The organism is Chitinophaga sp. (assembly GCF_035564935.1).
GTDB lineage: Bacteria > Bacteroidota > Bacteroidia > Chitinophagales > Chitinophagaceae > Chitinophaga.
The window spans coordinates 1-18,938 of record NZ_DATMTE010001101.1; the positions used below are offsets into that span (position 1 = coordinate 1).

Annotated in this window: 16 protein-coding genes; 7 read left to right on the plus strand and 9 right to left on the minus strand. The window is 50.5% G+C overall.

What is annotated here, in order from left to right; translation table 11 throughout:
* Positions 1-294: 294 nt before the first annotated feature.
* Positions 295-2,565 (plus strand): aconitate hydratase, encoded by a 2,271-nt coding sequence (locus tag VN105_RS28330; RefSeq protein WP_325646613.1) that lies wholly within the window; start codon positions 295-297, stop codon positions 2,563-2,565.
* Positions 2,566-2,787: 222 nt separating this feature from the next.
* The gene (locus VN105_RS28335; RefSeq protein WP_325646615.1) at positions 2,788-3,369 is read left to right on the plus strand and encodes a TIGR00730 family Rossman fold protein; all 582 of its coding nucleotides are present in this window, start codon (positions 2,788-2,790) and stop codon (positions 3,367-3,369) included.
* On the opposite strand, the gene VN105_RS28340 is transcribed toward VN105_RS28335, so the two are convergent.
* Entirely contained in the window at positions 3,366-4,415 is a 1,050-nt protein-coding gene (locus tag VN105_RS28340; protein WP_325646617.1) for a DUF4421 domain-containing protein, read from the minus strand. The two genes, VN105_RS28335 and VN105_RS28340, sit on opposite strands and share 4 nt — an antisense overlap.
* A 30-nt stretch (positions 4,416-4,445) precedes the next feature.
* Positions 4,446-4,934: a metallophosphoesterase family protein gene (locus VN105_RS28345; RefSeq protein ID WP_325646619.1), complete on the minus strand. Its 489-nt coding sequence runs from the start codon at positions 4,932-4,934 to the stop codon at positions 4,446-4,448.
* Between the two features lie 36 nt (positions 4,935-4,970).
* Here VN105_RS28345 and purU point away from each other — a divergent pair, with 36 nt between their 5' ends.
* Positions 4,971-5,840 (plus strand): formyltetrahydrofolate deformylase, encoded by an 870-nt coding sequence (gene purU / locus VN105_RS28350; protein ID WP_325646621.1) that lies wholly within the window; start codon positions 4,971-4,973, stop codon positions 5,838-5,840.
* Positions 5,841-5,873: 33 nt separating this feature from the next.
* Positions 5,874-6,707, plus strand: coding sequence for a CHAD domain-containing protein (locus tag VN105_RS28355; RefSeq protein ID WP_325646623.1), 834 nt, complete (start codon positions 5,874-5,876; stop codon positions 6,705-6,707).
* A 30-nt stretch (positions 6,708-6,737) separates the two neighbouring features.
* Here VN105_RS28355 and hutG read toward each other — a convergent pair whose 3' ends face one another.
* The 6 genes from hutG to VN105_RS28385 form a co-directional block, all read right to left on the minus strand.
* On the minus strand, positions 6,738-7,742 hold the full coding sequence (gene hutG / locus VN105_RS28360; RefSeq protein ID WP_325646625.1) for a formimidoylglutamase: 1,005 nt from the start codon (positions 7,740-7,742) through the stop codon (positions 6,738-6,740).
* Positions 7,739-8,965, minus strand: coding sequence for an imidazolonepropionase (gene hutI / locus VN105_RS28365; protein WP_325646627.1), 1,227 nt, complete (start codon positions 8,963-8,965; stop codon positions 7,739-7,741). The genes hutG and hutI overlap by 4 nt, the downstream gene beginning before the upstream one ends.
* A gap of 208 nt (positions 8,966-9,173) precedes the next feature.
* Positions 9,174-10,844: a urocanate hydratase gene (hutU, locus tag VN105_RS28370; protein ID WP_325646629.1), complete on the minus strand. Its 1,671-nt coding sequence runs from the start codon at positions 10,842-10,844 to the stop codon at positions 9,174-9,176.
* On the minus strand, positions 10,822-12,390 hold the full coding sequence (gene hutH, locus VN105_RS28375; RefSeq protein ID WP_325646631.1) for a histidine ammonia-lyase: 1,569 nt from the start codon (positions 12,388-12,390) through the stop codon (positions 10,822-10,824). The genes hutU and hutH overlap by 23 nt, the downstream gene beginning before the upstream one ends.
* Before the next feature lie 29 nt (positions 12,391-12,419).
* Entirely contained in the window at positions 12,420-12,899 is a 480-nt protein-coding gene (locus tag VN105_RS28380; protein WP_325646633.1) for a MarR family winged helix-turn-helix transcriptional regulator, read from the minus strand.
* A gap of 129 nt (positions 12,900-13,028) precedes the next feature.
* A complete protein-coding gene (locus VN105_RS28385; protein WP_325646635.1) occupies positions 13,029-13,433 on the minus strand; it encodes an SET domain-containing protein in 405 nt (134 codons plus the stop codon).
* Positions 13,434-13,559: 126 nt separating this feature from the next.
* Here VN105_RS28385 and VN105_RS28390 point away from each other — a divergent pair, with 126 nt between their 5' ends.
* Entirely contained in the window at positions 13,560-14,438 is an 879-nt protein-coding gene (locus tag VN105_RS28390) for a bestrophin family protein (protein ID WP_325646637.1), read from the plus strand.
* Between the two features lie 57 nt (positions 14,439-14,495).
* Entirely contained in the window at positions 14,496-15,872 is a 1,377-nt protein-coding gene (mgtE, locus tag VN105_RS28395) for a magnesium transporter (protein WP_325646639.1), read from the plus strand.
* Positions 15,873-15,908: 36 nt separating this feature from the next.
* Here the strand turns inward: mgtE and VN105_RS28400 are convergent, their stop codons facing one another.
* Positions 15,909-16,442: a histidine phosphatase family protein gene (locus VN105_RS28400; protein WP_325646641.1), complete on the minus strand. Its 534-nt coding sequence runs from the start codon at positions 16,440-16,442 to the stop codon at positions 15,909-15,911.
* Positions 16,443-16,544: 102 nt separating this feature from the next.
* Here VN105_RS28400 and VN105_RS28405 point away from each other — a divergent pair, with 102 nt between their 5' ends.
* Positions 16,545-18,917 (plus strand): S9 family peptidase, encoded by a 2,373-nt coding sequence (locus VN105_RS28405; protein ID WP_325646643.1) that lies wholly within the window; start codon positions 16,545-16,547, stop codon positions 18,915-18,917.
* The last annotated feature ends 21 nt before the right edge of the window (positions 18,918-18,938 follow it).

Here is an 18,938-nt window from a genome sequence, read left to right on the forward strand (position 1 = left end):
CAACCCCAAGTTTATCTCCTATAGCGGCACATACACCGAACGCCTTCCATTCCACAAAGTCTTTTATCCGGTTCATAGCTCAAATTTATCAAATTCCGGCTGGAAAAACAAGGAAAATACCGCCGGCACGGCCATTCCCTGTACCGGGCCTGTGCTGCCTGGATTTTAAGGAACTGTTAAAGTACAGGAAGTTTATGCACAGTTGGCTATCTGTTAAGTATTTAATTTAAAAACTTGCTGATTTTAGTTAATTTTGCGAGCAATTTTTAACCGCTCTTAAATAATTTTTTTCCCATGGTGTTTGATATTGACATGATTAAAAAAGTGTATGCGGCACTCCCGGGTAAGGTGGAAGCTACCCGTAAAATGCTGGGTCGCCCGCTGACACTGGCTGAGAAGATTTTGTACGCACACTTGTATGCACCGACTACCACGCCCTACGAAAGAGGCAAATCCTACGTTGAATTTGCACCGGATCGCGTAGCTATGCAGGATGCAACCGCCCAGATGGCATTGCTCCAGTTTATGACCTGCGGTCGCGATAAAGTTGCGGTTCCCTCTACTGTTCACTGTGATCACCTCATTCAGGCAAAAGTAGGCGCTACAGAAGATCTGGCCACTGCTATTGACACCAATAAAGAAGTTTACGATTTCCTTTCCTCAATTTCTGATAAATACGGCATCGGTTTCTGGAAACCAGGCGCTGGTATCATTCACCAGGTAGTACTGGAAAACTATGCGTTTCCCGGTGGTATGATGATCGGTACCGACTCCCACACCCCTAATGCCGGCGGTTTAGGCATGGTGGCTATTGGTGTTGGCGGCGCCGATGCAGTAGACGTAATGGCCGGTTTACCCTGGGAGCTGAAAATGCCGAAACTGATCGGTGTGAAACTGACAGGTAAAATGAGCGGCTGGACTTCCGCCAAGGATATTATCCTCAGAGTGGCAGGTATTCTCACCGTAAAAGGTGGCACCGGCGCTATTGTGGAATACTTCGGCGAAGGTGCAGACAGCTTCAGCGCTACCGGTAAGGCAACCATCTGTAACATGGGTGCTGAAATCGGCGCTACCTGCTCCCTCTTTGCATACGACACCAAAATGGCGGAATACCTGAAAATCACCGGCCGTACAGAAGTGGCTGCCCTGGCTGATGAAGTAAGGGACCATCTCCGTCCGGATGCAGACGTATACGCTGATCCTGCCAAATACTACGACCAGGTGATCGAGATCAACCTCGACGAACTGGAACCCTATGTAAACGGTCCGTTCACACCGGATCTGGCATGGCCTATCTCCAAATTTGCACAGGCAGTAAAAGAAAACAACTGGCCTGAAAAACTGGAAGTAGCCCTCATCGGTTCCTGCACCAACTCTTCCTACGAAGACATTTCCCGCTCTGCGTCCCTGGCTCAACAGGCTATCGACAAACAACTGGAAATGAAATCTGAATATACTATCACTCCCGGCTCAGAACTGGTACGTTATACCATCGAAAGAGACGGTTTACTGAATACCTTCAACCAGGTAGGCGGTGTGGTACTGGCAAATGCCTGCGGTCCGTGTATCGGTCAGTGGGCCCGTCATATCGACGATCCCAGCCGTAAGAACTCTATCATCACTTCCTTCAACCGTAACTTCGCGAAAAGAAATGATGGTAACGCTTCTACCCACGCATTTGTAGCTTCCCCTGAAATTGTAACCGCACTGGCCATTGCAGGTGATCTTACCTTCAACCCGCTCACCGATAAGCTGAAAAACAAAAACGGCGAGGAAGTAATGCTGGATGAACCGGTAGGCTATGAACTGCCTCCGAAAGGCTTTGCAGTGGAAGATGCCGGCTACCAGGCCCCTGCAGTTGACGGTAGCGGCGTTCAGGTGAAAGTATCTCCTACCTCCGACCGTTTACAACTCCTGGAACCATTTGCTGCATGGGAAGGCACCGATCTGAAAGGATTGAAACTCCTCATCAAGGCAAAAGGTAAATGTACTACGGATCATATCTCCATGGCTGGTCCATGGCTGAAATACCGCGGTCACCTGGATAACATCTCCAATAACATGCTTATTGGCGCCATCAACGCATTCAACGATAAAAGCGATACCGTTAAGAACTCCATCACCGGCCAGTACGGCGCCGTACCGGCTACCATGCGCGACTACAAAGCACACGGCTTTGGCGCAGTAGTAGTAGGTGATGAAAACTATGGTGAAGGCTCCAGCCGCGAACACGCTGCCATGGAACCCCGCCACCTCGGCGTTCGTGCCATCCTGGTGAAATCTTTCGCCCGTATCCACGAAACCAACCTGAAAAAACAAGGTATGCTGGGTCTGACCTTCGCTAACAAAGAAGATTATGACCTGATCCAGGAAGATGATACCATCGATATCCTTGGCCTCACTACCTTCGCTCCGGGTAAACAACTCACCGTTGTGCTTCATCACAAAGATGGCAGCACCAATGAGTTCCCTGTAAACCACACGTACAACGAACAACAGATCGGGTGGTTTAAAGCCGGTGGCGCCCTGAACGTGATCCGTGCAGAAGCTGCCAAAAAAGCTTAATCCAAAGCTTTCACATACCAGGAACGGGCAGGAATTTTTTTCTGCCCGTTTCCTTTTACAGCCACCCAAAAAGTACCATATGCAATTAAGTGCCATCTGGTCCTCCCTTCATCCAAACACGGGTGCAACACTGGTAAACAGCTCCTATCCGGCATTGCAGGAAGCGTATCAGCCGCCCGGACCAACATCCAGGCAGAATTGAACACTTTATAACCAGAAGATATGAATCGAATTGTTGTTTATTGCGGTTCCAGCGCCGGCCATGACGCCGTTTACATGGAACAGGCCACCCGGCTGGGTGCAGCGCTTGCACAGCGCGGCCTCACGCTGGTATATGGCGGTGCAAAAGTAGGACTCATGGGCGCAGTAGCCGATGGCGCCTTAAATGCCGGCGGAAAAGTTATTGGCGTGCTGCCGCATTTCCTGCAGCAGAAAGAGTTGGCCCATAACGGCCTTACAGAGCTGATCCTGGTAGATACCATGCACGAACGCAAAACCAAAATGAATGAATTATGCGATGGGGCTATTGCATTGCCTGGAGGTTTCGGCACTATGGAGGAACTGTTTGAAATGCTTACCTGGGGACAACTGGGCCTTCATAAAAAACCCATTGGCCTGCTTAATGTAAACGGCTTCTACGACGCCCTTTCAGCCCTTTCACAAAATATGTTTGAAAAAGGTTTCCTCTCAGCGGAAAACCGCGATATGCTGTTATGCAGTAATGATATCAGCGACCTGTTATCGCAAATGGAACAATACCAGCCGCCCGCCAGGTCGAAATGGATTTCACCGGCGCAAAGCTAGATCGTTTTGGTTTTCCACAACGGCTTCTGCAGGGTGAAACGGCGCACCAGGCTCACCCTGAAGTTGCCGGTACCAAAGGTCTGGTAAGTATGCGGGATAGACATGCCGCTGCGGGTGTTCATGCCCACATAGTGGATACCCGCAAAATAACGGCTGGAGTTATACCCCAGTGAGGCGCGCACGGTGTTGCTGAATTGCAGCCCTACCTTGCGGCTCACATCCCCGTTTTCCAGGAACAGGGAAGTGATGTTTCCTCCTAATCCGCCGGTAACCGATAACGACAAAAAGAAATGTTCCTTCAGTACAAATGTATAGGCATAGCCTACATTGGCTGCCACGGAGTAAATACCGGTCTTATAATAGTGCTCATCCCGCAAAAAGGCGGTATCCGCCATATTGGTGGGGATAAGGGAAGAATCGCCCTTAATACCTGCCAGGAACATTTCCCCGCCTACGATCAGTGAACCGGCGCTTTTCTTCTGGTATTCATTCTGCAGGTTGGGGGCACGGTAAGAAAAACGTTTATCATTAAAAATATACCCCACGTTCAGCCCGAAATCGATATTCCTGATATCCGGTCGCCGTGGATAAGGGTTTTGAGCAGTATATGCTTTGCCAAATACTTCTTCCGGGTTGGCTACGTAGTAGCCCTTATAATACTGCCCGTAAAAGTCTACCACAATTTTGCGGAGGTACACATGCGATTGCAGGTCGAGGTATTTGGTTTTGCCGTACCTGTCGTTGCTGTTAATAAACGGCAGGTTAAACCCGATGTTAAGGCCCACGAAGCGGTAGTTGGCGCCAAATCCAACGTTAAATGGGGTATTGGGCCGGTACAGGATATCGGTTTTTGTTTTCCGGTCCATGATATCGTACTTGGTGTACTTACGTGAGCCGTACAGCCGGAAGGTGATATCTTCCGTATGATCTTCGATATACGCGGTATCATTTTCTGTTTTCAGCCATTTCAGGAATCTTCCCTGCGCCTTTGCCTGCGCGGATCCCAATCCCAATATTACCAGCCATGCTAAAATTCGTAGGTTCATAAACGTTGTAGGTTATAACAATGTTGTTGATCAGGGAAGCTCTATTACTTCCAGTTGTTGAATATTACCAGCCTCCAGTTGAAAACGCAGCAGCGTTTTTACCTTATGCCATCCTTGTTGTCCGCATGCTCCGGGATTCATATGTAACAAATGAAGTGCCGCGTCCGGCATTACCTTCAGGATGTGGGAATGCCCGCAGATAAAGAGTTTGGGAGGATGCTGTTTCAGCTGCTCTTTCACACCGGGGGCATATTTCCCCGGGTACCCGCCAATATGTGTCATCATAACCTCTACTCCTTCCAGGTTGAAACGCAGGATTTCGGGATAACGGATACGGATATCCGCCCCATCTATATTGCCAAAAACAGCCCGGAATGGCTTGAAATCTTCCAGTTTATCGGCTAATTCCACATTGCCGATATCCCCGGCATGCCATATTTCATCCACTTCTTCAAAATATTTGAATACCTGCGGATGCAAATAGCTATGGGTATCCGACATCAGTCCTATCTTTTTCAACGGAAAATTGTATTAATATTTATATTTTGGCAGTCTATGTTAACACAAGAAATCCCTCATATCACCGCCTGTTTGCTTATTTGCTGTCCCGACCGGCCAGGCATTGTGGCCGGCGTTTCGCAGTTCCTGTACCTGTTGGGTGCAAATATACTGGATGCAAGTCAACACAGTACCGATCCCAGGGAAGGATTATTTTTCATGCGCATGGAATTTCAGGTGGCCAACCTCAACAAAGCGGCGCTGGAAGCAGCCTTCCGGGAGCAGGTAGCTATTCCCCGGCAAATGGAATGGAAAATAGATTACAACGATCGCCGTAAGCGTATGGCTATCATGGTATCGGCATATGATCATTGTTTGCTGGAATTATTATGGAGATGGAAAAGCGGTGAGCTGCCGGTAGATATCCCGGTCGTGATCTCGAATCACACCTCCCTGGAAAAAGAATGCACCAGCCTGGGCATCCCCTTTCATTATCTTCCTGTGAGCAATGCCACCAAAGAACTGCAGGAACGCGTTGCCATACGGCTGCTGGAGGAACATAGCGTTGACTTCACCGTACTGGCCAGGTATATGCAGATCCTGTCGCCACAGTTTGTAAGCCGGTATCCCCAGCGGATCATCAATATCCATCACTCTTTCCTGCCCGCTTTTGCCGGTGCAAGGCCCTACCTCAACGCCTATACGAGGGGTGTAAAGCTCATTGGCGCTACCGCCCACTACGTTACCAACGAACTGGATGAAGGTCCCATCATTGAACAGGACGTGGCCCGGGTAAGCCATAAACATACCGTGGAAGACCTGGTAATGCTTGGCCGCGATATTGAACGGCAGGTGCTCACCCGCGCAGTAAAGGCGCATGTCGATAACCGGGTGATCCTTCACGGGAACAAAACCATCGTATTCTGATCCCGTCGGGGAATTTTTCGTTAACTTGAAGGTATGCTACAAACTGCCTTATATCAGTATCTCCGCAAGGAGTGCGATACCGTAACAGCTGCATACCATACCCTGCGGGAGGCGCCCGGCGATGCCGACGCTATTCACGCCATGCGGGTAAGCGTAAAAAAACTGCGCGCATTCTTTTCGCTGGCCAAACAACTGCCGGACTACTCATTCGGAGCCGGCAAACACCTTCGCACCGCCAGGCTGATACAGTCTGTAGGCGGCGCCTCCAGGGATACGCATCTCCAGGAGAAAAACCTGCGCAGCTACGAAAAAAAAGTGTCATGGCGCTTTTCATTTGCGCACCTGTTGCTGCAAAACAAAGCTGCCACCGCCAGTGAAATGCTCCAGGCCACCGTGAAATTTTCCTCCCTGAAAAAGTTAAATACCCTGCCGGAAAGATTTAAGGAAGCAATGGCGGATACAGACACCAAAGCCGCTACCGCCGCACTGATCAGCTACCTGCAGGAGCAACATAAAAAGATCACCATACCCGCCAGCAGGGCCCATCATTCAGTATGGCACGAAGTACGGAAAGAAGTAAAAACGCTATACTACCAGCTGAGCATACTGGAACAGGTGCTCCCTGCGGTGTTCACAGAAAACCTGGCCACCCCTACCCGCAAAGCAGGAGAGCTGCTGGGGCAATGGCATGATACCAGCGAATTATTATTGTTTGTAAAAGCAACGGTAGCCCAGCTGAAGAAAGAAAAAACCACGCTGCCCGTAAATGCACAACAACTGGTACAGCTGCTGCAAATGGATATGAAGGAACAACTGGCACAATGCGCCTGGCAGGTGAAGGCACTGAAAGCGGTGAGCGGCTTTTAGCGCACTGCTGGTAAAGTGAACGGCTACACGTTAAAATGCTTCTTCCCCGCTATACGCCATCACTATCTCAAAAATCAGGGCTGCGGCCAGTTTTGCCGTACGATTATCTATATCCAGCGAAGGATTTAACTCTGCAATATCGGCCCCCGCCACTTTCCCGCTCTGCAATATTTTACGGAAACACTGAAGGAACAATCCTCCCGGCAGGATGCCATTATAAGCGGTGGCGCTTACTCCCGGTGCAAACGGCGCCGCAAATACATCCAGGCAGGTAGTTAAATACACTTTATCCACCTGGCTGAGAAAATGTTGTATGGCGGCAAACAGCGTGTCTTTATCCTGTAAATGAAAAGCATCGGCGCTTACATAGGTCGCTTCTTCTTCCCCGGCGGTATTAAACAACTGGCGGGTGTTGCCATTCTTTTGTATTCCGAGGGCCAGGTAATGAAAAGGAGTACCGGCCTGTTTGGCATCTTGCGCCAGTTGCCAGAAACCGGTGCCGGAGCTGGCGCCTTCCGGTCCGGGTACACGGATATCAAAATGCGCATCAAAATTAATAAACCCTGTTTGCTGCTTACCGGCATACCGGGCAATACCACTGGCATGCCCATACGTAATTTCATGACCACCGCCCAGCAATAGCGGCAGGTATCCGGCAGTGAGAATGGCATTCACCGCTTCGCTCAGCACCAGTTGCGCGTTTTCCAGCTCACCGTTGGTACAAAGAATATCCCCTGCGTCCAGCAGCACCGTTTGTGCGTTAAAGTGAACCGGGAAATTGGCAATGGCCTTACGCAATGCAGCAGGTCCTTCAGCGGCGCCCGTGCGGCCTTTGTTACGGCGCACGCCTTCATCGCAGGCAAAGCCCAGTAATACAATCCCTTTTTGTCCGGGCGTCAGTACCGGCAGCGGCGCCTGCAGCAGGTCCGTTACCGTAATCACCTGGTGCCAGCGCAGCAGGTCGGGGTCCGTACCATCGGTACGTCCGCTCCAGGAGGCAGCAGTAGCGGGCAGGTAGTTTTCTTTTGTTATCATACTACAATTCCTTTCTTCCATACCAGGGAGGGCTTCATTTTGCCCTGGTAATAAAGTATATCACGGTAATCGGCGGTGGGATATGCCTGCATGTCTGCCGCATAACCTGGCAGCAATTGGCCGGCATCTTTCAGTTGCAGCGCGGGCGCTGCCCTTACGGTCATTGCGGCCAGCACTTCTGCGGTCGATAATTTTTCCGCAGCGCTCATTACAGCAGCCTGTAACAACAGGTCGCCCATAGGCGCCGATCCCGGGTTCCAGTCGCTCGCAATGGCCACGCATGCACCTGCATTCAACAACTTGCGTGCGGGTGCGTATGCCATTCCGAGTCCCAGTGAAGCACCCGGCAAAACTACTGCAACCGTACCAGAATTTGCAAGCAAAGCGATTTCTTTTTCACTGCTGGCTTCCAGGTGATCGGCAGACAATGCGCCGGTGTTCACCGCTACTTCAGCGCCGCCGGCGCTGAACTGATCGGCATGTACAGTAGCTGCAAACCCCTGCTGCATGGCCTGTTGCAGGAAACCGGTAGCAGCCTTTGCAGAAAACGCGGTTTCTTCTATGAAAATATCCACCCTGTTGCTTAACTGCTCCTGTTGTATTACCGGCAGCAGCTCAGTTAAGATCCATTGCAGGTAATCATCTTCACTGCCTTCGTAATCACGCGGCTTCATGTGCGCCGCCAGGCAGGTAGGGATCAGCGTGGCCGGCGTATGTAACGCCGCCTGTTGTATGGCGCGCAGCATTTTTAATTCCCCTTCCAGGTTCAGGCCGTAACCACTTTTCACTTCCATCGTAGTTACCCCTTCCGCCAGGTGGCGGTTGGCGCGGGCCACGGTATTTTCGGTCAGGGTAACGAGATCGGCTATACGTGTTTTGGTAACAGAATCCCATATACCGCCGCCTGCACGGGCTATTTCCAGGTAACTTTTACCGGCAATGCGCATGGCATAGTCGCGGTTACGGGTACCGTCGTAACAAATGTGCGTATGACAATCAATAAACCCCGGCATTAAAACCAATGGAGTATCCTGGAAAGCAATTTCGCTGTCGGGGTATTTCTGCAACAGCGATTTATAATCCGCTATGGCCACTATCTCACCGTTTTCCACTACTACCCCTCCTTTCTCTGTCACGGCTAACTGTTCATCATGCAGGGCGCCTTTGAGTGGAAGGCCCGTCATTGGCAGGATCTGGGCAAAAGGTCCGATTAATGTTTTCATGGGCAATTGATTAAAAGGGCTGTACGCGGATTTTGTCTGACTCAGGATTTAGATGATTTCGCTGATTACGCTGATTTATTTTTTTTAATAGTTAAGGGAGATAAAAGCGAATTTATCCACTCTGTTTCCATTCAAATTCCAAAATAAAAATCAGCGTAATCAGCGAAATCATCTAAATCCTGAGTCAGACAAAATCTGCGCCACCAGGTTAAATGCTGATATTAAATTTTTCTCCCCATTCCTGTGCTTTTTCATAACCCGCGTCTGCATGGCGGAAAATGCCCAGTGCAGGATCATTGAAAAGCACGCGGCGTAAGCATTCTGCCGCACGGTCGGTACCATCTGCCAGCACTACCATGCCGGCATGCTGGGAATAGCCCATGCCCACGCCACCGCCGTGATGGAATGATACCCAAGTAGCGCCGCCGCCGGTATTGGCCATCAGGTTCAGCAGGGTCCAGTCGCTTACTGCATCGGAGCCGTCTTTCATGGATTCCGTTTCCCGGTTGGGAGATGCCACGGAGCCACAATCGAGGTGATCACGGCCAATTACGATCGGCGCTTTCACTTTTCCTGTTCTCACCAGTTCATTAAAAATAAGACCGGCTTTCTCGCGTTCGCCCAGTCCCAGCCAGCAGATGCGTGCAGGCAGTCCCTGGAAGGCTACTTTTTCCTGTGCCTGTTTCAGCCAGTTGATCAGGTGGGTATTTTCCGGGAAGGCCTCCATCAGTGCGCGGTCTGTGGTGTAAATATCTTCCGGGTCGCCGGAAAGGGCTACCCAGCGGAAGGGTCCTTTCCCTTCGCAGAACAGCGGGCGGATATATGCAGGCGTAAAGCCGGGGAAGTTGAAGGCATTGGGTTCTCCGCCTTCGCGTGCAAATTCGCGGAGGTTGTTGCCGTAGTCGAAAGTGATAGCGCCTTTCTGCTGCAATTGCAACATAAAGCCTACGTGGCGCGCCATGCTTTTGAGCGACAGCTCCCTGTATTTTACCGCATCGCTCTTGCGTAGTTCCAGTGCAGCTTCCAGGGTGAGGCCATTGGGGATATACCCGTTCAGCGGATCATGTGCGGAGGTTTGATCCGTGAGGATGTCCGGTATGAGATTATCTTTCAGCATTCTTTCCAGCATATCGCCGGCATCGCTTACCAGGCCGATAGATAAGGCTTCTCCTTTAGCCTGTGCTGCTTTCGCCCATTGAATGGCTTCTTCGTAGGAGTAAGTCATCCGGTCGATGTAGCGGGTATCCAGTCTTTTCTGGATGCGTGTGGGATCTATATCAGCGCCTATGAACACGGCGCCCGCCATAGTGGCCGCCAGTGGCTGTGCGCCGCCCATACCGCCAATGCCGGCGGTTACCAGCAGTTTACCCGCCAGGTTACCGTTGAAATGCTGGCGACCGCATTCCATAAACGTTTCATAGGTTCCCTGCAGGATGCCTTGTGTACCGATATAGATCCAGCTACCGGCTGTCATTTGCCCGTACATCATGAGTCCCCTGGACCGCAGTTCGTTGAAATGCTCCCAGGTAGCCCATTTTGGCACCAGGTTACTATTGGCCAGCATTACTCTTGGCGCCTGCGGATGTGTGCGTACAATACCTACAGGTTTACCGGATTGTACCAGCAGGGAATGCTCGTCGTCCAGTGTTAGTAATATGTCGATGATCTTCTGTAAAGATTCGCGGTTACGCGCTGCCTGCCCGATGCCGCCGTACACCACCAGCTCATCCGGGTTTTCGGCTACTTCTGCATCAAGGTTATTGAGCAGCATGCGCAGGGGCGCTTCGGTTTGCCATGATCTGGCGTGCAGCTGTGCACCACGCGGCGCTTTATAATGCGGGTGAGCTGCATATGTTTTAATAAAGTCCAAACTGGTCATTATAAAGTCCGTTTAAGTTAAGGTGATGATTAGCGGCCGCTTCATTGGCGGTGCGTACCAGCGATTGATCGGTAATAATATGATGCAAAGCGGCAATATCGTAAGAGAAGATGCGGTCTTTATCTGCAAAGGCCACATGCTTACGGGTGTATTGATGCACGGCTTCCAGCACCGGGCCGGATTTCAGCGGCCGGCGGAAATCCACTGCCTGTGCGGCATACAGCAGTTCAATGGCAAGGATGTATTCCAGGTTGCTGATCACCTGGTTTAATTTGCGTCCGCTGATGGAGCCCATGGATACGTGGTCTTCCTGGCCAAGGGAAGTAGGCACACTGTCGGCGCTGGCGGGAAAACACAGGGTTTTATTTTCTGTTACCAGGGCAGCGGTGGTATACTGTGGTATCATGAAACCGGAGTTAAGGCCGGCGTCCTGTATCAGTAATTTCGGCAGCCCGTATCTTCCTTCAATCATCATATAACAACGCCTGTCTGAAATATTGCCCAGTTCCGCGGCGGCCACAGTAGCGTAATCCAGGGGTAATGCCATCGGCTGCCCGTGGAAGTTGCCACCGCTGATGGTATCTTCTGCACTGAAAATGATGGGATTGTCCGTAACGGCATTCAGCTCTATGGTAGTAAGTTCACGCAGGTGCTGCCATGCGGTACGCGATGCGCCATGTACCTGTGGCATACAGCGCAGGGAATAAGGGTCCTGCACACGGCCGCAGTCCACATGCGACGACATGATCTCCGAATGATCCAGCATCGTTTTCAAACGGTGCGCTACCAGCTGGTTGCCGGGGTATGGCCGGATCACATGCAAGCGCGGATCAAAAGGTTTGGCGGTACCCATCAGTCCTTCCAGTGATAAGGCGCCGATGATATCCGCCGCTTCCAGCGCGTTATGCAGCCGTTGCACGGCTTTCACGGCAAACGACAGGATGAACTGCGTGCCGTTGATGAGCGCCAGGCCTTCTTTAGGGCCCAGTACTACCGGGTGTATACCTTCCTGTTGCATCATGGCAGCCGTATCCGTTTTCGCACCGCGGTATATCACCTGTCCCAGCCCTATCAGCGGCAGGAAGAGATGCGATAACGGCGCCAGGTCGCCGGAAGCGCCTACAGAGCCCTTTTCAGGCACCAGCGGCGTGATGCCGTGCTCAATATGCCAGATGATCCTTTCAAGGGTAGACAATGCTACGCCTGAGTAACCCTGGGCCAGCGCCTGTACTTTAGTGATGAGCATAATACGGGCAATTTCTTCCGGGATATTTTCTCCTACGCCTACACTATGACTTTGCAGGATATTGTATTGCAGCGCGCGGGTATCTTCCTCTGAGATCTTGGTATCGCAAAGGGGCCCAAAGCCGGTGTTGATACCATATACCGTGGTATGCTGCGCCACGATGGTTTGTACATAGCCGAAGCTGGTTTGTACACGCGTAATCACTTCCGGTACCAGTATGCCTTTCACCCTGCCGGCGGCAATATCAATGGCGCTGGCAACAGTGAGCTGGTCGATACCGTACTTAAAAATATCACTCATGTCGTTCGATTTTTCTGGTGTATGATGTGTTATAATTGTTGCCTGATCCTTTCTGACAAAGGCTTTTGCTGTACTGATTGTTCAATCTGTGCGATGGCGGTAAGTAGCTGCTGGCTTTGTTTATTTTCCGTTACCAATGCTTCCATAGCTGTAGTAATGGCTTCCCACACGGGTTGTATCTGTTGCAGGAGTTCTTCCCCTTTTTTGGAGAAGGCCACCAGTTGCCTGCGCCCATCTTCCTTGCAGGGTGTTGTTTTGAGGAGTCCTTTCTTTTTCAGGTTGGTTACCATCTGGCTTACTGCGGAGTGGGATATTTCCAGTTGCCCGGCAATATCTATCATAGGTACCGGCTGCTGTTTCGATAAAAGGTAAAACACCGGGAACCAGCTGGCGTCGAAGGGAATGCCCGCCTGTTCATATACTTTGTTCACTTCCATAAGGAAGTATTCGCTCAGCCGGCGCAGGCGGCTGCCAAAAACAAGGTAGCCAAGTGATGGATAGAATGACATATAGAAGGTTGACGTTAAATTATATAAGCACTTATACAATATTACGAAAGAAATACGAATAATAGCGTTGCCAGGCAGGAATTGTTGTTCACTGCTATCTGCCCGCAACAATACTATCCGTACTGCCGGTTACTTTTTTACCGCCTGTTTCTTCTTCGTATCAAACCAGAGGGGGGAATCGTCTGTTACATCACCGTTGTAATTGATAAAGAGCTCTTCTCCTTTTTTAATTTCACGGCGGGTGATGATACTCATAGTTTCTTCCTTAAAATCCATCTCATACTCACAATTGGGATCGTAATCGTGGTTATAGATAGAACAAAAACCCAGCGCCACGCAGGAGCGGGTTTCCTTTGCGCCCCAGAGAAAGATGTAATTATGGAGTCTTGTTTTATCCACAATCTCGGTATCGTCGTAAGTAAGAACAAGCACAGGTGAAGTTTCTATCCTTGTTCCGGCAGGGATCCTTTCTTTGGTATAAACTCCCCGGCCCTTTCCTTTCGACTTATCAATGTACAAATACGGCTTTATCATAGCGCAATTTCAAAATAAAAGAAGACGTAAAGTAAAGTTAAAGCAGGAAGTTATCAAAATCATGTTTAAAAAATTTAGGTTTGCCGCCCGGAAAATATTTTTTTTGCCTTTCATTAACCGCTGTATATGATCAATTATAACCCGAAGGACTGGTTTACATTCATTTTCCGTATTCATAAAGCGGATACGGTAAGGAAGCTGTTTCCCATGTTTATTGCACTCTCCATTTATTCTGCTATCGTTGCCTGGCTGGAGCTGGAGGTATGGAAGCTGTCTGAAAAGAGTGAGTTAAAGAATATAACGCTGATGTATGGCCTGCTGGGGTTCGTGATCTCCCTGTTACTGGTATTCCGTACCAACACCGCGTACGACCGCTGGTGGGAAGGCCGCCGGTTATGGGGCTCCCTGGTGAACAGCAGCCGCAACCTGGCTATTAAGATCCAGGCCATGCTGCCGGCGGAAAACAGGGCCGACAGGGAGTTCTTTAAAGTAATGATCCCGAATTTCGCCTACAGCCTGAAAAACCATCTCCGTAAAACTTATATACATGCCGAGATGGAAGCCATCCCGGGGCAGGAACCCCTGCATACAGATATCAGCAAACATGTACCTAACCAGTTGTCGCAGCTCATTGTTTCCAAAACGATGGACCTGTACCGCAACGGGCAGCTAACCGGCGATCAGCTGATCCTGCTGAACACGGAGCTGCAGTCCTTTGCCGACATATGCGGCGGCTGCGAGCGGATCAGGAACACTCCTATCCCTTTCTCCTACAGCGTGTTTATCAAGAAATTCATCTTCTTCTATGTAATGTCCATGCCCTTTGGATATGTATTCAGCCTGGGTTATCTCATCATACCCATGATTGTATTCGTATTCTTTGTACTGGCAAGCCTGGAGCTCATTGCAGAAGAAATTGAAGATCCTTTCGGCAACGACGCCAACGATCTGCCGCTGGATAACATTTGCGGCAACATCCGCCTGCATGTGGCAGAATTATTATAACGGCTGCCCGGCAGCGTGCCTATTTTAACTTATTTTCGCAGATAGAGGCAATTGTACATGGAAAATGAAGCTTTACTGGAAAAATTCCAGACACTGACAAATGAGAAAAGTTACCGCGAATTGTCAGTTTACCTGGATGACCAGCTGATTACGGATATAGCCGAATTGATTCACGAGGTCCCTGAAGATGCCGGAACAATCATCAATCACCTGTCGATCGGAAGAGCGGCAGCGGCTTTCCGTATCCTGGACTTTCCTCTCCAGGAAGATGTAATGCACACCTTGTCGCCCGCAAAAATAGCAGAGCTCATGAACGAGCTGCCTGCCGATGACCGTACCGCCTTCCTGGAGGAGCTTCCCAGCGAAGCGGTAAAAGAACTGATCAAACTGCTGGACCCCGAAGAACGGCGAATCACCCTTTCCCTCCTGGGTTACAAGGAGAACAGCGTGGGTCGTATCATGACGCCCGAATACATTGCCGTGAGGGAGGAATGGACCGTAAAGGAAGTGCTGGAGTATATCCGGGAACACGGCAAAGACAGTGAAACCATTGATGTAATTTATGTGATCGATGAAAAGGGACAGTTGCTGGACGACTTCCGGATACGCGAGTTCCTGCTGGTATCACCGGATACGGTGGTACATACCCTGATGGACGACCGCTTTGTGTCGCTCCATGCGAACGACGACCAGGAAGAAGCCATACAGGTATTCCGGATGGAAAACAGGGTAGCCCTTCCCGTAGTAGACGACCTGGGCGTGCTGCTGGGCATTGTGACCATCGATGATATGTTGTGGATCGCCAACGAAGAACACACAGAAGATATCCAGAAAATTGGTGGTACCGAAGCCCTGGATGAGCCATACCTTGATATGCCCCTGCTACGCCTGGTAAAAAAACGGGTAGGCTGGCTGGTAGTATTGTTTATCGGTGAAATGCTGACCGCTACCGCCATGGGATTTTTTGAAGATGAAATTGCAAAAGCCGTAGTACTGGCGCTGTTTGTACCGCTCATTATTTCCAGTGGCGGTAACAGCGGCTCACAGGCCTCCACCCTCATCATCCAGGCCATGGCCCTGGGCGAGATCAGCGTGGGCGACTGGTGGCGGGTAATGCGCCGGGAAATCATTTCCGGCCTGCTGCTGGGTGGTGTGCTGGGCGCCATCGGCTTCCTGCGCATCCTGCTATGGAACTCCCTGTTCCATACCTATGGCGATCATACTGTGCTGATAGGGGCTACCGTAGGCATTTCCCTGGTAGGCGTGGTGTTGTGGGGAACCCTCTCCGGCTCTATGCTGCCTTTGCTGCTAAAAAAATGCGGGGCCGATCCGGCCACGTCCTCTGCCCCGTTTGTGGCTACCCTGGTGGATGTAACAGGACTGCTCATTTATTTCACCGTGGCATATACACTCATGAAAGGCATATTGTTGTAATGCACCACCACAGCGGGGGAACAGGCTTTTCCTCCGCTAGTAACACACTTCTTTAAGTACTGTGCCCTCCCTGGTTTTCCGCACTATAAACAACCGGTCGTATTCATTCTCCCCTATAACATCCATATGTGGATTGGCTTTCAGGCTGCGCAGGATGGGCACCACCGTGTTGGAATGCCCTATCACCAGGAGATGTTTGCCCCAGTCGCCATGCCGGGTAACCTGGTAAATAAAAGATTCCCCGCTGGTATCCGCCGCATAAAAACAGGTATCAAGATGTAAACGGATACGCACACTATCTGCCGTGGCAACGGTTCTCCTGTAAGGTGTAAAGTAAATTTTATTTAACCCCGAATCTTTCAGCAGCCGGTATAAAGCCCCTGCCCTGTCCCGGCCGGCCGCCGTTAAAGTAGAATCCGGGCCCGGGTTTCTTTCTGCGTGCCTGATCACATAAAAGGTGCCTGTTAAAAAGGTAGTGTCTTCGGATACCGGTACCGGCTGACGCACGGGCCGTTTGGGCTTACAAGCGGCAAAGGAAAGGAAGGAAAGCAATAATGGCAGTATACGCATAGAACGGATTTAAGGCAGATGACCGCGTTACGTCCATCCAAAACTTACGGCAATTTATGATTAAACCGTTACATTTATTCCCCAACAAAATAATGAACCGCTATGAGAAAATGGGTACTGCCCGCCATTATTTTTTTATCAGCCAACCGCCTCTACGCCCAACAGGCCACGCCGCTTACGGTAGAAAAGATCATGCGCGATCCCAAATGGATGGGAACTTCTCCTGACAACGTTTTCTGGAGCCCCGACAACCAAACGGTTTACTTCAGCTGGAACCCCGACAAACAACTGAGTGATTCCCTTTATTATGCCGGCGTGAAGAATAACACGCCGCGGAAAACCGCTGCGGAAGAGCGTTCGCTGGTTAATGCCAAAGCCGCCGGCGCATGGAATACCAACCGGTCGTTACTGGCTTATTCTTATGAAGGCGATATTTATCTGCTGGAGATAAAAACCGGGAAAACCACGCGTATCACCAATACCAAAGCCGTTGAGTTTGATCCGGCATTCAGCTTCGGTGATAAACAGGTAGTGTTCCGGCAAAACCGCGACCTGTACGGATGGGACAAAGCCTCGGGCCTTATCAGCCAGCTCACCAGCTTTGAAACCGGCAGCAAACCAGCAGATAAAGACGACAGCAAATCCGGCAACGAAGAAGAGCAATTCCTGAAAGCCCAGCAGTTGGAACTGATGCAGATAGTGCGCGATAAGAAAACAAAAAGAGATGCCGCCGAAGCCTTTGATAAAGCACATGATCCCAAACCACTGAGATCACTGTATCTGCAAAACAAAAGACTAAGGGATGTACAGATCAGTCCGGACGGGCGTTTCATCACATACAACCTGTTCACCGCACCTGCCGAAGCCCGCAATACCATTGTACCCGAGTTTGTAACAGCTTCCGGCTTCACCACCGATATTGCTGCACGTGATAAAGTAGGCGCGCCACAGGGCAGCTTTAACACCTTTATCTACGACCGGCAGCGCGATACCGTACTTCCCATTAAAACAACAGATCTCCCCGGCATCAAAGACCAGCCCGATTACGTAAAAGACTACACGAAAAAAGACACCCCCAAAGTCAGGGAAGTGATCGTGAATGGTCCTTACTGGTCGGATAAAGGCACCCACGCCATTGTAGACATCCGCTCGCAGGACAATAAAGACCGCTGGATCGCCTTGCTGGACGGAGCTACCGGCACACTAAAAACCATTAACCGCCAGCGGGATGAAGCCTGGATAGCCGGTCCCGGTATTGGCTGGAGCATGGGCGGCGGCAACCTCGGCTGGATAGATGAAAACACCTGCTGGTTCCAGTCCGAAGCCACCGGCTACTCGCACCTGTACACCGCCAATGTGAATACCGGCGATGTAAAACCGCTTACCAGCGGCAATTATGAAGTACAAACCGCACAATTATCTCCCGATAAAAAATATTTCTATATTACCACCAACGAGGTACATCCCGGTGAACAGCAATATTATCGTTTAGCCGTTGCCGGTGGAAAGGCAGAAAGGATCACCACCATGCCCGGCGCCAATGAAGTAAGCATATCGCCGGATGGCAAATGGATCGCTTTCCGTTATTCTTATACCAACAAACCCTGGGAATTATATCTGCAACCAAATACACCGGGCTCAAAACCCACACAGGTAACCCACCTGGCACAGTCCGATGAATTTAAATCGTATGCCTGGCGCGATCCGCAGGTGATTACATTTACCGCCCGCGACAACCAGCCCGTATATGCCCGCCTCTATACGCCCGACCCGGCAAAGAATAACGGCGCCGCCGTGATCTTCGTTCATGGCGCCGGCTATTTACAAAACGCGCATAAATGGTGGAGTTCCTATTTCAGGGAATATATGTTCCATAACCTGCTTACCGATAAAGGCTATACCGTACTGGACATGGATTACCGCGGCAGCGCCGGCTACGGCCGCAACTGGCGTACCGGCATTTACCGCCACATGGGAGGCAAAGACCTCGACGATGAAGTGGACGGTGCAAAATATCTGGCAGAAAAATTGCAGGTGGACGCCCGTCGTATTGGTATCTACGGAGGTAGTTATGGCGGCTTTATGACGCTGATGGCCCTTTTCACCCAGCCAGACGTATTCGCATCCGGCGCCGCATTGCGGTCGGTAACGGACTGGGCCCATTACAATCATGGCTATACGAGCAATATACTGAATGAGCCATTTACCGATAGTATTGCCTACCGCAGGTCTTCCCCGATTTATTTTGCCGGGGGCCTGAAAGGCAAACTGCTGATGTGTCATGGCATGGTAGATACCAATGTGCATTTCCAGGATATTGTGCGCCTGTCACAACGACTGATAGAATTGGGAAAGAATAACTGGGAACTGGCGGTGTATCCCGTGGAAGATCACGGATTTACTACGCCCAGTAGCTGGACAGATGAATATAAAAGAATACTTTTGCTCTTCGAGCGTACGCTCTTGAAGAGATGATTGCATTTTAATTTTTTTTAT